At 66.6% G+C, this 15,330-nt stretch carries 15 protein-coding genes; 3 read left to right on the top strand and 12 right to left on the bottom strand.

Features of this window, described 5'->3' with window-relative positions; translation table 11 throughout:
* The first annotated feature begins 13 nt into the window (after nt 1–13).
* The gene (locus AC1DXX_RS04395; RefSeq protein ID WP_478132946.1) at nt 14–1,057 is read left to right on the top strand and encodes a LysR family transcriptional regulator; all 1,044 of its coding nucleotides are present in this window, start codon (nt 14–16) and stop codon (nt 1,055–1,057) included.
* Nucleotides 1,058–1,167: 110 nt separating this feature from the next.
* Here the strand turns inward: AC1DXX_RS04395 and AC1DXX_RS04390 are convergent, their stop codons facing one another.
* Nucleotides 1,168–1,479 (bottom strand): hypothetical protein, encoded by a 312-nt coding sequence (locus AC1DXX_RS04390; protein WP_478132945.1) that lies wholly within the window; start codon nt 1,477–1,479, stop codon nt 1,168–1,170.
* 260 nt (nt 1,480–1,739) lie between these two features.
* Here AC1DXX_RS04390 and AC1DXX_RS04385 point away from each other — a divergent pair, with 260 nt between their 5' ends.
* Nucleotides 1,740–2,114, top strand: a complete 375-nt coding sequence (locus tag AC1DXX_RS04385) for an iron chaperone (RefSeq protein ID WP_478132944.1) — start codon at nt 1,740–1,742, stop codon at nt 2,112–2,114.
* Here the strand turns inward: AC1DXX_RS04385 and AC1DXX_RS04380 are convergent, their stop codons facing one another.
* From AC1DXX_RS04380 to AC1DXX_RS04355, 6 genes are read right to left on the bottom strand one after another with little or no spacing between them, the layout of a single operon-like run.
* Nucleotides 2,115–2,537 (bottom strand): DUF1801 domain-containing protein, encoded by a 423-nt coding sequence (locus AC1DXX_RS04380; protein ID WP_478132943.1) that lies wholly within the window; start codon nt 2,535–2,537, stop codon nt 2,115–2,117. It lies immediately after the preceding gene.
* 58 nt (nt 2,538–2,595) lie between these two features.
* Nucleotides 2,596–3,558: a Bug family tripartite tricarboxylate transporter substrate binding protein gene (locus tag AC1DXX_RS04375; RefSeq protein WP_478132942.1), complete on the bottom strand. Its 963-nt coding sequence runs from the start codon at nt 3,556–3,558 to the stop codon at nt 2,596–2,598.
* A 28-nt stretch (nt 3,559–3,586) separates the two neighbouring features.
* A complete protein-coding gene (locus AC1DXX_RS04370; protein WP_478132941.1) occupies nt 3,587–4,459 on the bottom strand; it encodes an amidohydrolase family protein in 873 nt (290 codons plus the stop codon).
* Between the two features lie 11 nt (nt 4,460–4,470).
* Complete coding sequence (locus AC1DXX_RS04365) at nt 4,471–5,667, bottom strand: CaiB/BaiF CoA transferase family protein (RefSeq protein ID WP_478132940.1); 1,197 nt, start codon at nt 5,665–5,667, stop codon at nt 4,471–4,473.
* 14 nt (nt 5,668–5,681) lie between these two features.
* Nucleotides 5,682–6,671 carry a tripartite tricarboxylate transporter substrate binding protein gene (locus AC1DXX_RS04360; protein WP_478132939.1) on the bottom strand — a complete coding sequence of 330 codons (990 nt, stop codon included), beginning with the start codon at nt 6,669–6,671 and terminating at the stop codon, nt 5,682–5,684.
* Nucleotides 6,672–6,708: 37 nt separating this feature from the next.
* Complete coding sequence (locus AC1DXX_RS04355; RefSeq protein ID WP_478132938.1) at nt 6,709–7,578, bottom strand: HpcH/HpaI aldolase/citrate lyase family protein; 870 nt, start codon at nt 7,576–7,578, stop codon at nt 6,709–6,711.
* Between the two features lie 77 nt (nt 7,579–7,655).
* On the opposite strand from AC1DXX_RS04355, the gene AC1DXX_RS04350 reads away from it, so the two are divergent.
* Nucleotides 7,656–8,552, top strand: coding sequence for a LysR family transcriptional regulator (locus AC1DXX_RS04350; protein WP_478132937.1), 897 nt, complete (start codon nt 7,656–7,658; stop codon nt 8,550–8,552).
* A gap of 51 nt (nt 8,553–8,603) precedes the next feature.
* Here the strand turns inward: AC1DXX_RS04350 and AC1DXX_RS04345 are convergent, their stop codons facing one another.
* The 5 genes from AC1DXX_RS04345 to AC1DXX_RS04325 all read right to left on the bottom strand — a co-directional run bounded on the left by AC1DXX_RS04345 (nt 8,604) and on the right by AC1DXX_RS04325 (nt 15,261).
* Nucleotides 8,604–9,779 (bottom strand): BMP family ABC transporter substrate-binding protein, encoded by a 1,176-nt coding sequence (locus AC1DXX_RS04345; RefSeq protein ID WP_478132936.1) that lies wholly within the window; start codon nt 9,777–9,779, stop codon nt 8,604–8,606.
* Between the two features lie 45 nt (nt 9,780–9,824).
* On the bottom strand, nt 9,825–10,745 hold the full coding sequence (locus AC1DXX_RS04340) for an ABC transporter permease (protein WP_478132935.1): 921 nt from the start codon (nt 10,743–10,745) through the stop codon (nt 9,825–9,827).
* A gap of 354 nt (nt 10,746–11,099) precedes the next feature.
* Complete coding sequence (locus AC1DXX_RS04335; protein ID WP_478132934.1) at nt 11,100–12,251, bottom strand: ABC transporter permease; 1,152 nt, start codon at nt 12,249–12,251, stop codon at nt 11,100–11,102.
* The gene (locus AC1DXX_RS04330; RefSeq protein ID WP_478132933.1) at nt 12,244–13,758 is read right to left on the bottom strand and encodes an ABC transporter ATP-binding protein; all 1,515 of its coding nucleotides are present in this window, start codon (nt 13,756–13,758) and stop codon (nt 12,244–12,246) included. Before AC1DXX_RS04330 ends, AC1DXX_RS04335 begins: the two co-directional genes overlap by 8 nt.
* A 99-nt stretch (nt 13,759–13,857) precedes the next feature.
* Nucleotides 13,858–15,261 carry an NCS2 family permease gene (locus tag AC1DXX_RS04325; protein WP_478132932.1) on the bottom strand — a complete coding sequence of 468 codons (1,404 nt, stop codon included), beginning with the start codon at nt 15,259–15,261 and terminating at the stop codon, nt 13,858–13,860.
* Between the last annotated feature and the right edge of the window lie 69 nt (nt 15,262–15,330).

Below are 15,330 nucleotides of genomic sequence, written 5' to 3'. Positions count from 1 at the left end.
ACGGAGGTGACGCATGCCGCTGGCAGGTGCAGACTCAAAACGGGGCCCACAGCCCCCAACGAGCGGGTCGAGTGAGCCCGGCGTCGCGCGTACGGGCCCGACGCAGATCACGCCGCGACAGATGCGCTATGTTTGCGAAGCGGCCAGGCTGGGAAGCATTTCTGCCGCGTCGCAGGCTCTGGGGATTGCGCAATCGTCCATCCTCGCGGCCATCGACTTGGCCGAGTCCCAGATGAAGTTGAGACTGTTCGATCGCAAGCAGGCCCGAGGCGTACGGCTAACCCCTATTGGCAACCGGTTTGTGAGCGCCGCGCAAGTGGTGCTGTCCGCGCAGTCGGACTTTGTGCGTGCGATGGGTGATCTGGGAACGCGGGCCCCAAGGACCTTGAGGATCGGTTGCTTTCAATCACTCGGTTCTCAGTTCATGGCCGACTTCCTGGCTCGGCTTCGAGACCGGGAGGGATACGCCGAAGTCTCGCTGATGGAGGGAAACCAGCCTGAACTGCGGCAATGGCTGGCCGAGGGAACGGTCGATGCCGTGGTCACCTACAACGTCGGCCCCCAAATGGGAGACGGGGTCTCGCCGATTTGCATGGCTCCAGCTCATGCGCTCTTGCATGTTTCAGATTCGCTGGCCGCTCGAAAGTCGGTGTCCGTGGAAGACCTGGCCAAAAGACCGCTTGTTCTTCTAGACCTGCCTGAGACGTCAACCTGGGTCATGACGCTGTTCGACGCGTTTGCAACAAAGCCGCATGTCAGCTTTCGCACAAGGTCATACGACACCGTTCGTGCAGCGGTGAACGCAGGATTTGGCGCAGCTGTCCTCAACATGAGGCCTATTGGCCAGTTGAACGCCGATGGGGCCAGTTTGGTGCGACGGCCCATTTCGGACGATCTACCACCGGCTGTGCTGATGGTTGCCGACATCTACGGTGCCGCGAAGCCCCCGTACCTCCATCGATTGATCGCGGATCTCAAGGACTATTTCCGGGATCGGCCGGTATCGGATTTCGTTGTCGTCACCAACAGCATGGCCAAGCGACTGTTTGATGTTTGAGGAAGTGCAACCAGTCTGAACCGGAAGTTCAGCGCTTCAAGTCGAGCGACCGATCATGGCCGCACGCCGCCCTTCAAAGCGGCGGCATTCCAGCACAGATACCAGGCTATCTAGTCCCACACAGGAAGGCTCTGCAACGCATCGTTGGGATGATCAACAACGTCGACGCCGGTGATGCCGGCCCCGCCCGGCAAGAGCTTGACGTCGCAAATGACTTCCCAGGCATGGCTTTCGGTGCGCCGCGCAAGGCACACTTCCTCGCCGGCAGCAATGAGATTGACGCATTCGCCGAGGCTGATTCGCTGCACCGTGCCAAGGGCAAATTCTGTAGAGCCGAACTCCTTCTCCACCACCTGGTGAATGGCGACGAGATCCATCTTTCCGCCACTGAAGTGAACAGCGGTAATTGCATACTGGGCCATCTTCGACCTCCATTCGTGGAGAGCCCCGATATGGCTGCGGCGGCTGCCTGCGTCAGTCTGCCTGCCGCGGCCGTTGTGTGGGCTCGATGCTCGACTGTACGCCTGCAGGAGCGCGTTCCCTCAGTAGTTCCGTAAAGCCGACGCTGGTGAAGGGCGGCTGCTGGCCGACTGCAGGCGGTCTCGCTGCCGGGTCCACGTCATTGACGAACCTGTTCGCAGTCGCTCCAATCGCAGGAAAGAATTGAATCGAGGCACAAACGATGGCAAGCGAGCGTCCGACCACGATCGCCGCGTACATACAGGCGGCCCCACGCGAGGGCCAGCCGCATTTGCGCCGGCTGTACGCGATCCTCAAGAGCGTCGCGCCGGAGGCCGAGGAGGCGATCAAGTGGGGAACCCCTTTCTTCGTGGAGCCCCGATTCCTGTTCGCTTTCTCCGCGCACAAGGCACACCTCGACTTCGCGCCATCGGCGGCGGCGCTGGAGGCATTTCGCAAGGAACTGGAAAAGCACAGGACCACCAAGGAAACCCTTCAGGTTCCCTACGACGCCCCCCTGCCGGAGGCGCTGATCCGCAAGATCGCCGAACACCGCCTACAGGTCGTGCGTGAACGTGAAGACGACGCCTTCTGGTAGTTAGGACTTCGCCTTTTTCTTCGGCGCTTTCGATTTGGCGGAACCGTTGAGCGCCACCGCTTCGCGGACGAGCGCCTGGAAGGCGGACGCGTCGACTTCTTCCCCTTCGTGGATGTCGATCGCGCGGCGCGCGTTGCCGCCGAGACTCGCGTTGAAGAGACGGGCCGGGTCTTCCAGGGACGCGCCCTTGGCGAAGGTCAGCTTCACCTTGTCCTTGTAGGACTCGCCAGTGCAGAGGATGCCGTCGTGCGACCAGACCGGCGTACCCATCCACTTCCACTCCTCGACGACGTCCGGGTCCGCGGCCTGGATGAGCTTGCGCATCCTGCCGAGGGCTTTCCCACGCCAGTCCCCGAGTTCGGCGATTCTTTCCGAGATGAGTTCCGAGGCCGGCTGGCCTTGGTTCGTGCCCGACTTGTTCATGTTTTCTTCCTGGATAGAAGTTCGAGCCGAGAGCATAGTTCGGAAGACGCGATCGGACTCAGTCGACCCGGATATTGCGCGCCCGCACCAGCGCACTCACCCTGCCCGTTTCGTCCTGCACGAATTTCGAGAACGCCTCGGGCGTGCTGCCCGCGGGCTCCAGGCCAAGCTGCAGCAGCTTCTGCTTCACCTTGGGCTCGTTGATCGCCGCCTGCACGGCCTTGCCGAGCTGCTGCACGACATCGGGCGGCGTGCCCTTGGGAAGAAACACGCCGTTCCATTCGACGACGTTGTAGCCCGGCAGACCCGACTCGCCGAGCGTCGGCGTGTCGGGCAAGCCGGGCACCCGTTTGGCAGAACTGACGGCGAGCGCACGGAGCTTGCCCGACTGGACGTAGCCCAGCGTCGAAGCCACGTTGCCGAAGTAGGCCGACACCTGCTCGCCCATCACGTCGGTCAGCGCGGGTGCGCCGCCCTTGTAGGGCACGTGCATCAGGTTGACCCTGGCCTGCTCGTTCAGCGCCTCGCCGGCCAGGTGCGAGCCGGTGCCGCCGCCCGCCGAGGCGAAGCTCAGCTTGCCGGGGTTCTTGCGCGCGAAGTCCAGGAACTCCGCCACCGTCTTGTACGGCGCGGTGGCGGGCACGACGAGGATCTGCGGCGCGGTGGCGACCAGCGACACCGGAATGAAGTCCTTCGCCGCGTCGAAGGGGAGCTTGCGCAGCGACGGATTCACCGAGAACGCCGAGGCGTCGTAGAGCACGGTGTAGCCGTCGGCGGCCGCCTTGGCCACGTTGTCCTCGCCGATCACGCCGCCCGCGCCCGGCTTGTTGTCGATGACGATCTGCTGGCCCAGCGCGATGCTCATCTGCTGCGCGACGATGCGCGCGGTGTTGTCGGCGCCGCCGCCCGCGGCGTACGGCACTACCATGCGGATCGGCTTGTCGGGCCATGCGGCCCAGCCCAGCAGGGGCACGCAGGCGGCAACGGCGGCGATCGATGTCAGGACGCGTCTCTTCTTCATTCGGATGTCTCGGTCTTTATTTGCAGTTTCAGGAAAAGTCGTAGAGCAGCGCCGGGTTGTCGACGAGCACGCGGCGGCGCGCGGACTCGTCGGGAACCCATTGGCTCAGCAGGTCGAACAGCACCGCGTCGTCGGGCTTCCTGGCGACGGGCTCGGTCGGATGGGGCCAGTCGCTGCCCCACACCACGCGCTCGGGGGCCTGCCGGACCCAGGCCTGTGCGATGCCGGTCGTGTCGGCATAGCCGCCTTCGGCGCCCAGCTGCGAATCGAGGTAGGCGCCGGACAGCTTGATCCAGGCGCGGCCCTTGTCGCGCAGCCGGCTGACGACGCCGAAGGCGGGATGCGACTGCGCGCCGGGCAGCGGCAGCCGCGCGAGATGGTCGAAGACGACCGTGCAAGGCAGGCGCGCCAGCATTGCCGCGTACCCGGCGATCTGGTCGGCGCTCCAGTGCAGCTGCACATGCCAGCCCAGGGCGTGCACGCGCTGCGCCAGCGGCTCGACCATCGAGAAATCGGTCGCCGCGTGGGTCGACGTATAGAGCGTGAAACGGATGCCGCGAATGCCGCCCGCGTGCAGGCGCTCGAGCTCGGCGTCGGTCACGTCGGGCCGGACCACCGCGATGCCTCGCGCACTCGCGGCGCCGAGCGCGCGGATGGCGTCCAGCGTCACGCTGTTGTCGGTGCCGTGAACGCGCGGCTGCACGACGACTGTGCGCTGCATGCCGATGCGTTGCTGCACCACGCGGTAGTCGTCGGCGGTGGCCCTGTCGACCATGGCATCCGGCGAACCGGACGGCGCGAAGCGGCGGTCGTAGACATGCATGTGCGCGTCGCAGGCACCCTCCGGTGCAGCGCTGACGGGCTTGCAGGTGCCGCTGCTGTGGGGGTAGGCGATGTCCATGCGCGTGTCGCTCAGCCGCCGGCCGCGTCCGCGGCCTTGCGCGCCGCCAGCACCGCCTCCGTGTGCTGCCCCAGCGTCGGTGCGGCAAAGGGCTCCGGACCTGGCGTGCGGCCGAACTGCACCGCGCGGGTGAAACCGCGGTAGGAGCCCAGCGTGGGATGCGCAAAGTTCGCCACCATGTCTTCGGCCAGCACCTGCTCGTTGTCGAACATGTCCTCGACCGTGCGGGCCGCCGCGCAGGGCACGTCCTCGCCGAACAGTTCTTCCCACTCGAGCGCGGTGCGCGCGGCCAGCGCTTCGCGCAGGCGCGGCACGATCTCGGCGAAATGCTGCGCGCGCTTGCGCACCGAGTCGTAGCGCTCGTCGTCCGCGAGTTCGGGCAGGCCCACCTTGGCGCACAGCGCGCGCCAGAAATGCGGCGTGTTGGCCGAGATGTAGATGTGGCCCTCGCGGGTCGGATGAATGCCGGTGATGCCGCCCGAGCGCATATCGCGCCCCACGTCCTTGGGCTCGCCCTCGGCCCACACCATGCGGGCCGACTGCATCGTGAGCGCGGAGCGCAGCAGCGACACGCCGACGAACTGGCCCTCGCCGCTCTTCTCGCGCTCGTACAGCGCCGAAGCCACGCCGGCCGCCACCAGGGCGGCCGCGTAGTAGTCGACCACCGAGCCGTACAGGATCTCGGGCGGCTCGCCGCGCTTGCCCTGCAGCGCGCACATGCCGGTCATGGTCTGCAGCACCTGGTCGTAGCCGGCCTTCTCGCGCAGCGGCCCGGTCTCGCCGTAGCCCGTGAGGCTGCAATAGATCAGGCGCGGATTGACGGCCTTCAACTGCTCATGGGCGATGCCCAGCCGCGGCGGCACGCTGGGCCGGAAGTTGTGCACCAGCACGTCGGCCGTGCGCACCAGCGCCATCAACGCGGCAAGATCGTCCGCATTCTTCAGGTCGAGCACCACGCCGAGCTTGCTGCGGTTGACGCCGATGAAGGCACGGCTCTCGGCTTCCAGCGTCGACGGGTACTTGCGCAGGTTGTCGCCGGTGGGCGGCTCGATCTTGATGACTTCCGCGCCCTGGTCGGCCAGCAGCGAGCAGCCGTACGGGCCCGCGATGTAGGCACTCAGATCGAGCACGCGCAGGCCGCTGAGCGGGCCGGCCGGGCCGCTGCGTGCAGGCAGGCGTGTGTCGTCGTGGGGGGCGTTGAAGCTCATGGATCCTTCTTTCCTCAGTCGGCAGTGATGTTCTGTTGTTTGGCCAGCTTCTTCCAGCGCTCCACGTCGTCGGCGATGACGGTGCCGAACTGCGCCGGCGTGAGCGGCGTGGCAATGGCGCCTTCGCGCAGGAAGTTGGCCGCGATCGCGGGCTTGGCCAGGATCTGGTTGACGGCGCCGTTGAGTTTGGCGACCACGTCGGGCGGCGTGCCCGCCGGTGCCAGCAGGCCCCACCAGAGTTCGAATTCGTAGCCGGGCACGGCGGTGGACAACGGCGTGAGGTCGGGCGCGATCGGGCTCGGCTTCAGGCTCGTGATGCCGACCGCACGCAGCTTGCCGGCGCGCACCATCGGCAGCAGCGAAGGCCCGCTGGAGATCAGCAGCTGCGTCTGGTTGCCGATCAGGTCGGTCACGGCCGGGCCCATGCCCTTGTAGGGGATGTGCGCGATCTGCAGGTCGCCCACCTTGGCCTTGAGCAGCTCGGTGCCGAACTGGTTGACGCTGCCCGAACCGGACGACGCGTAGTTGTACTGCCCCGGCTTCGCCTTGATGGCGGCGATCAGCTCGGCGGGCGTCTTCGCCGGAAAGTCGTTGTTGACCGCGACGATGAAGGGGCCCTTGGCAAACATCGCCACGGGCGCCAGGCTCTTGACCGCATCGAACGGCAGTTTCGATTGCACGGCCGCGTTGGTCGTCATGCTCGAAGACACTGCCACCAGCGTGTAGCCGTCGGGTGCGGCCTTGGCGACCTGCCCGGTGCCGGTGTTGCCGCTCGCGCCGGGGCGGTTGTCGATGATCACCGGCTGCTTGAGCTCCTCGCCCAGTTCCTTGGCCACCTGGCGCGCGAAGGTGTCGTTCGAGCCGCCCGCCGGATAGGGCACCACGATCGTGATGGCCTTGGCCGGGTACGCGGCCTGCGCGAACGCACCGCCGCTCAGCAGGCTGCCACCGGCAAGGGTGGCCACTGCGAGCGCGCGCAGGCGACGGGACGAGGGAATGTGCATGGGTTTTGTCTCCTGGATTTTTTTGAAGGCGAGAGGGTCAGCCCGGCAGCAGGCCGAGGCTGCGCGCGCTCGCGACGATGGCGCGCGCGCGGATCACGAAGGGGATATCGATCATCTTTCCGTCCACCACATAGGCGCCCACGCCCTTGTCGTCGGCATCGCGGGCGGCCTCGACCACCTTGCAGGCATGCGCGATCTCTTCGTTGGTGGGACGGAACACCTCGTTGGCGATCGCGACCTGGCTCGGATGGATGCAGGTCTTTCCCAGAAAGCCGAGGTTGCGCGACAGCATGGCCTCGGCGCGGAATCCTTCGGCGTCGCGAATGTCCGCGAACGCGCCGTCATAGGCATAGACGCCCGCTTCGCCCGCGGCGATGCGCATCGCGAACATCGCCTGCTGGACCGCGGCCGGCTCGCGCCGCGCAATGCCCAGCGGCTCGAACAGGTCGCCCAGGCCCAATTGCAGCCCCGCCACGCGCGGATGCGCCGAAGCGAGCTGCGATGCCGTGCGCAAGGCGGCGGGCGCCTCGATGTTCAGCAGCAGGCCGATGGGCACGCGCACGCCGTTGGCCTGCTCGGCGCGCTCGATCGCCTCGACCGCGGCGCGCACATGCGCCGGGCTTTCCGGCTTCGGCAGGTTGATCAGGTGCACGCCGGCCTGGGTCACCGCCGCGACGTCGCGTTCGAAATGCGGCGTGTCCATCGCGTTGACGCGAACGATCACGGTCTTGCCCGATGCGGCCGCTTCGCCGCCCTGCAGCAGTTGCCGCACGGCGTGGCGCGCCTCGTCCTTGCGCGGCTCGGACACCGCGTCTTCCAGGTCGAGACAAACGCCATCGGCCGCGCCACTCAATGCCTTGGCGAACAACTCGGGGCGCGTTCCGGGAACGAACAGTTTGCTTCTCATGCGCTGCAGTGTGCGCAGTTCATGAGCCTGGAAAAACACATGCTCCCTATGATCAGATGATAGAAAATCTATCTTTCATGGAAACAGCCTACCTGCAAAGCTTTCTTCTGGTGGTGGAGTCGGGCTCGATGTCGGAGGCCGCGCGCCGGCTCGACCTGACGCCCGCGGCCGTGGCCCAGCAGATCCGCACGCTGGAGCGCGAGCTCCATGCGCCGCTGCTGGCACGCGCGGGCCGCACGGTGCAGCCCACCGAGGCGGGGCACCTGCTGGTGCAGCGGGCCCGGAATCTTCTTCGGGAGGTGGGCGACATCAAGGCATTGCTGGGCAGCGACGCGGCCGGCGGCGAGCTGCTCATCGGCACCATCAACACGGCCATTCACAGCCTGCTGCCGGACATCCTCGCGCGCTTCGTGAAGACGCATCCCGGCGTCAAGGTCTTCCTGCAATCGGGCACGACGGCCACGCTCCACAAGGCCGTCCAGCAGGGCGAGCTGGATGCGGCCGTGTGCCTCTACCCGCCCTATGTGCTCGCCAAGACCTTCGACTGGTCGCTGCTGCGCGAGGAGCCGCTCGTGCTGCTGGCGCCGAGCCGCCTGGCAAAGCGCGACCCGCACGAGCTGCTCCGAACCTCGCCGCTCATCCGCTACGACCGCGCCCTGGACGGCGGCAAGCAGGCCGACCGCTACCTGCGCGCCGCGGGCATCGTGCCGCAGGAGCGCTTCGAACTCAGTTCGTTGCTGGCGATCGCCATGATGGTCGACCGCGGGCTGGGCGTTTCGCTGGTGCCCGACATCGCGTCGCCGCTGCTGGAAGGCCAGCGCGTTGCGAAGATTGCGCTGCCGCTGCCTTCGGAACCGCGGCGCTTCGGGATCCTGTGGCTGCGCGCCTCGCCTCGGCAGCGGTTGATTCAGGGCTTCGTCGACAGCGCAAGGATCGTGACTGCTGCAAAGCGTCATGGCGCGCACGGCACATAAAAAAGGGCCGCCCTCGGGCGACCCTTTGTCCGCAATCAGCGAGGCTGACGACTACTTCTTGTCGCCGCCAGGCACCTTGCCTTCGACGCCCTTGACGTAGAAGTTCACGCCCGACAAGAACTTGTCGTCGGCCACGGCGTCCTTGGCGACCAATTCCTTGCCGTCCTGACCCAGGATCGGGCCCTTCCAGATCACGAAGCTGCCGTCCTTCAGGCCCTTCTTCACGGTCTCGACCTTGGCCTTGGTTTCGGCCGGCACGTCTTCGGCGATCGACACGATGTCGATGGCGCCTTCCTTCACGCCCCACCAGCTGGTGCCGGTGGCCCACTTGCCGTCCAGGGCTTCCTGGGTGGCCTTGATGTAGTACGGGGCCCAGTTGATGGTGGCCGAGGCCAGGTGGGCCTTGGGACCGTAGGCGGTCATGTCCGAATCCCAGCCGAAGGCGCGCTTGCCCTTTTCCTGCGCGGTCTTGAGCACGGCCGGCGAATCGGTGTTCTGGAACAGCACGTCGGCGCCGCCGTTGATGAGGGCGGTGGCTGCTTCGGTTTCTTTCGGCGGGCTGAACCATTCGTTGACCCACACGACCTTGGTCGTGATCTTCGGGTTCACCGACTGCGCGCCCAGCGTGAAGCTGTTGATGTTGCGCAGCACTTCGGGGATCGGCACCGAGCCGACCACGCCCAGCGTGTTGCTCTTGGTCATGGCACCGGCGATCACGCCGGCCATGTACGCGCCTTCGTACGTGCGGCTGTCGTAGGTGCGCATGTTCTCGGCGGTCTTGTAGCCGGTGGCGTGCTCGAACTTCACGTCCTTGGTGTCGGCGGCAACCTTGAGCATGGGCTCCATGTAGCCGAAGGTGGTGCCGAAGATCAGCTTGTTGCCCTGGCCCACGAGGTCGCGGAACACGCGTTCGGCGTCGGCGCCCTCGGGCACGCTTTCGACGAAGGTGGTCTTGATCTTGTCGCCGAATTCCTTTTCGAGCGCCTTGCGGGCGTTGTCGTGCGCGAAGGTCCAGCCGCCGTCGCCCACTGGGCCGACATAGGCGAATGCGATGTTCAGCGGTGCGGCCGCGGCGGGCGCCGGGGTGGCCGCCACGGGCGCAGGGGCTGCGGGGGCCGCAGCCGGTGCTGCCGCTTCTTCTTTCTTGCCGCAGCCCACGAGGGCCGCCGAAGCCACCGCGGTGAGGGCGGCGAGCTTGAGCAGGGAGCGCTTGTTCAGATCATTCATTGTCGGAAATCCTCAAAAGGACAGGTTGGCAAAAACGAAACGGGATTATGAGCCGGGGTAGAACGGTTTTCCTATGGAAGCCGGCATGTTGATGCGAATGAACGCCGGGTTGCGCGAGATCAGCGCCAGCACCACGATGGGCGCGATGTACTGCAGCATGCTGAGGAACTGGGACGGCACGTTGACGCCGCTGCTCTGCAGGTGGAAGCCCAGCATCGAGACGCCGCCGAACAGGTAGGCGCCCAGCAGCACGCGAATGGGCCGCCAGGTGGCGAAGGTGGTGAGCGCCAGCGCGATCCAGCCGCGGCCCGCGACCATGCCCTCGACCCACAGCGGGGTGTAGACCGTCGAGAGGTAGGCGCCCGCGAGCCCGCACAGCGCGCCGCCCGCGATCACCGCCAGGAAGCGGATGCGCCGCACGGGGTAGCCGAGCGCATGCGCCGACTCGGGCGACTCGCCCACCGAGCGCAACACCAGGCCGGCGCGCGTGCGGTACAGGAACCAGATCAGCCCGAAGGTCAGCACCACCGCGAAGTACACCATCGGGTGGTGCTGGAACAGCGCCGGGCCAACGAGCGGAATGTCGGCCAGCACCGGAATCGCGTACGACGCACTTTCGGGCAGCTTGGCCTGCACGAAGTTGATGCCGGCGAAGGCCGAGAAGCCCACGCCGAACAGGCTCAGCGCAAGCCCGGTCGCGTACTGGTTGGTGTTGAGCCAGATCACCAGCACACCGAAGAAGGCCGCGAGCAGAGCGCCCGCCGCCATGCCGGCCAGGAAGCCGAGCCAGGGGTTGTGCGTGGTCACCACCGTCGCGAAGCCCGCGATGGCGGCGCAGAGCATCATGCCCTCGGCGCCGAGGTTGACGATGCCGGCTTTCTCGTTGATCAACAGGCCCAGTGCCGCGATCGCGAGCACGGTGCCGGCGCTCAACGTCGAGCCGAGCAGAAGTGCGTAGCTGTCCATGTCAGTTGCTCCAGCGCGGGTTGGTTGTGTTCGAGAGGGTGCGTTCGGGGTGCGTGCACAGGACACCGGGTGCTCCCCTCCGCGAATGTCCCCCGGGGGCTGCGCCCCCTCCTCCTTTATTTCGCTGCGGGGAGCACCCGGTGCCCTGTGCACGATGGACGCAGCGCTCATGCGAGCCGATCAACCAGTGCTCCGAGCGATCACGCCGATGGGGTGCCTTGCGCAGCGAAATAAAGGAGGAGGCATGCGGCCATAGGCCGCGCCGGGGGACATTCGCGGAGCAAGGTACCCCGTCGGCGTGAGCGCGCCCTGAATGACCCACAACACGACGATTCGAGAAGCAAGGTTTCATTTTCAGAGCGCTCCTTCGGTCGGCCGCGCGACAGGCGCAGTCAGCGGCGTGCTGGCTTGCAGCGAACTCGTCGTCATCGTGGAGGCTGCCGCCTTGGCCGCAGCCTTGCGGCGGACGCGGTAGGCAATCAGCGTGTCGCAGGCCAGCAGCGTGAAGAGCAGCAGGCCCTGGAACACGCCGGTGAGTGACTTCGGCAGCCCGAGCCGCGACTGCGCCAACTCGCCGCCGATGTAGAACATGCTCATGAGGATGGCCGAGAACACCATGCCCACCGGATGCAGCCGCCCGACGAAGGCCACGATGATGGCCGCGAAGCCGTAGCCGGCCGGCACGTAGGGCGTGAGCTGGCCGAGCGGGCCGGCGACTTCGAGCGCACCGGCCAGGCCGGCCGCACCGCCGGACGTGAGCAGCGCGATCCATACCGCGCGCCGCGCCGAGAAGCCGGCGTAGCGCGCCGCCGCGGGCGCGAGCCCGCCGACCTGCTGCGCGAAGCCCGCGCGCGTGCGGAACAGGAACACCCACAGCGCCCCCACACCCACCAGCGCGATGATCAGCCCGATGCTCACGCGCGAGCCCTTGAAGAGCCGCGGGATCTGCGTGACCGCCTCGAAGGTCTTGGTCTGCGGGAAGTTGTAGCCGTGCGGGTCCTTCCACGGCCCGAACACCATGTAGCTCAGCAGCAGCGTGGCCACGTAGACCAGCATCAGGCTCACGAGGATTTCGTTGGCGTTGAATCTGTCGCGCAGGAACGCGACGATGCCCGCCCACACCATGCCGCCGACGATGCCCGCGACGAGAATGGCCATGACGATCCACGCGCCCGTGTTCTTGTCGGCCAGCAGCGCGACGCCGCCCGCCGCAATGGCACCGAACACGAACTGCCCTTCGGCGCCGATGTTCCAAACATTGGAGCGGAAGCACACGGCCAGGCCGAGCGCGATGATGAGCAGCGGCGTCGCCTTGACCATCAACTCGCCGAGCGCATAGCCGTTCTTGACGGGCTCGTAGAAGAACACCATCAGGCCCTTGACCGGGTCCTTGCCGAGTGCGGCGAACAGCACCACGCCGATCAGCACGGTGATGAGCAGCGCCAGGATCGGCGAGGCAAAGGTCCAGAAGCGCGAGAGCTCCGGGCGGGGTTCGAGCTTAAGCATGGGTGGCCTCCTTCTTCCATAGACCACTCATCCATTCGCCGATCTGCGGCAGCGTGGCGGCCGCGCGGTCGATGGAGGGCGAGAGCCGGCCCTTGGCGATCACGTGCAGGCGGTCGCTGATGTCGAACAGCTCGTCGAGCTCCTCGCTGACCACCAGCACGGCGCAGCCGGCATCGCGCAGCGCGAGGATTTCGCCGCGGATCAATGCGGCCGCTCCCACGTCCACGCCCCAGGTCGGCTGCGAGACGATGAAGAGCTTGGGATTGGCGTCGATCTCCCGGCCGACGATGTACTTCTGCAGGTTGCCGCCCGAGAGCGAGCGCGCCGCCGCATTCGGTCCGCCGGCCTTGACGTTGAAGCGCTCGATGATCGCCTTGGCATGCCGTTCGAGCCCCGAGGTGCTGATCCAGCCACCCTTGCCCACCGCATTGCTGCGCGTGAGCAGCAGGTTGTGCGCGAGCCCGAGCGTAGGCACCGCGCCGCGGCCCAGCCGTTCTTCCGGCACGAAGTGCAGGCCCAATGCACGCCGCGCGCGCGGCCGCAATCTCCCTGCCGGTTTGTCGAACACCTGGACCATCGCGGCCTCGGCGCGCACGTCCTCGCCCGAGAGCGTGTAGAGCAATTCCTTCTGCCCATTGCCGGACACGCCCGCAATGCCGACCACCTCCCCGGCCCGGACCTCGAAGGAAATGCCGTCGAGATCGACGCCGAACTGGTCTTCACGCGCCAGCGACAGTGCCTTCACGCGCAGCGCCACCGCGCCCGCATGCACCGGCCGGTGCTGCAAGGGCGGCGGCTCGCTGCCGATCATCAGCCGCGAGAGCGACTCGTTGCTTTCGTTCTGCGGATTGCACACGCCCGTGACCTTGCCGCCGCGCAGCACCGTGCACGCCGTGCACAGCTCGCGGATCTCGTGCAGCTTGTGGCTGATGTAGAGGATGCTGCAGCCTTCCGACGCCAGCTTGTTCAGCACCGCGAACAGCTTGATGACGGCCTGCGGCGTCAGCACCGAGGTCGGCTCGTCGAGGATCAGCAGCTTGGGGTTGGTGAGCAGCGCACGGATGATTTCCACGCGCTGCATCTCGCCGACCGACAGCGTGTGCACCGGCCGCGAAGGATCGATGTCGAGCCCGTATTCGCTGGCCTTGGCCGTGATGCTGCGCGCCACTTCGGCGAGCTGCAGCGACTTGTCGAGCCCCAGCCACACGTTCTCGGCCACCGTGAGCGTGTCGAACAGGCTGAAGTGCTGGAACACCATGCTGATGCCCAGCGCCCTCGCCTGCTGCGGGTTGCGCAGGGTGACGGCCTGGCCGTCGAAGGTGACCGTGCCTTCGTCGGGCTTGACCGAGCCGTAGATGATCTTCATCAGGGTCGATTTGCCCGCGCCGTTCTCGCCGAGAACGGCATGGATTTCGCCGGGTGCCACGGCCAGCGAGATGTCGCTGTTCGCCACCACCGCGGGGTACCGCTTGGTGATGTGCGCGAGCTGGAGTCTGGGGGTTGTCATGCCGGGTTTCGTGGGTTTGTCTCGTTCAACATCAACGTGCTGGAACAGCTATCAGTTTAATAGCGTCCCAGCGACCATCGGCGCCCGACGGCACTCCGCTCAGTGTCCGCCGATATAGGCGAACTTGAACAGGAAAATCGCCGCGATCACCCAGACCATCGCATGCACTTCCCGTGCCCGGCCGGTGAAGAGCTTGAGCACGGCGTAGGTGATGAAGCCGAAGGCCAGGCCGTTGGCGATCGAGTAGGTGAAAGGCATGGCCAGCGCGGTCACGGCCGCCGGAATCACCTCGGTCGTGTCTTCCCAGTCGAGCTCGACCAGGTCGCGCAGCATCAGGCAGCCCACGAAGAGCAGCGCCGGGGCGGTGGCATAGGCCGGCACCGAGCCCGCCAGCGGCGAGATCATCAGGCAGGCGAGGAACAGCACCGCCACCACCACGGCCGTGAGGCCGGTGCGGCCACCCGCCTGCACGCCGGCCGCGCTCTCCACATAGGCCGTGGTGCTCGAGGTGCCGAGCAGCGAGCCCGCGAAGATGGCGCCGCTGTCCGCCAGCAGCGCCTTGTTCATGCGCTCCATCTTGCCGGGCACCAGCAGGCCGGCGCGTTTGGCCACGCCCATCAGCGTGCCGGTGGCGTCGAACATCTCGACCAGGAAGAACACCAGCACCACGTTCAGGATGCCGCCCTTGAGCGCGCTCAGGATGTCGAGCTGCATGAAGGTGGGAGCGATCGACGGCGGCGCATCGAACACGCCATGGAACTTGTTGCCGCCGAAGAAGAACGACAGCACCGTCACCACCAGGATGCCGATCAGGATGGCGCCGCGCACCTTGAGCCGGTCGAGCGTCACGATGATCAGGAAGCCCAGCGTGGCCAGCACCACCGGCGCCGAATGCAGGTCGCCCAGCGTGACGAAGGTGGCCGGCGAGGCCGCCACCACGCCCGCGCTCTTGAGCGCGATGAGCGCCAGGAACATGCCGATGCCCACGGTGATCGCCGTTCGCAGCGACTGCGGTATGCCCTGTATGAACAGCTCCCGCAACCCGGTGACCGTGACGATCAGGAACAGACAGCCCGAGATGAACACCGCGCCCAGCGCCACCTGCCACGTATAGCCCATGCCCAGCACCACCACGTAGGCGAAGTAGGCGTTGAGCCCCATGCCCGGCGCCATGGCGATCGGGTAGTTGGCGTAGAGGCCCATGATCAGCGTGCCCAGCGCGGCGATCAGGCAGGTGGCCACGAAGACCGCGCCCTTCGGCATGCCCGCGTCGCCGAGGATCGACGGGTTGACGAAGATGATGTAGGCCATCGTCAGGAAGGTGGTGAGCCCCGCGATGACTTCGGTGCGCACGGTCGTGTTGTGCTCTGTCAGCTTGAACATGCGTTCAAGCCAGTTCGCGCTGCCCAGCGCGCTGCCGGCAGCGGCGCGCGGGCGCGCGGCCTCGTTCACCCCCGAGGCGCGGGGATCGGTGACCTTGGGCACCTCTTCAAACCTGTTCATGTCGCTTGTCTCCAGCTGTTTTATGTGGCGGTTCGTTCATCGTTGCTTCGGGTCGCGACGCCGGCGCGA

The sequence above is a fragment of the Variovorax sp. P4_B10 genome (assembly GCF_056402375.1).
This window is presented reverse-complemented; position numbering and strand designations above follow the sequence as displayed.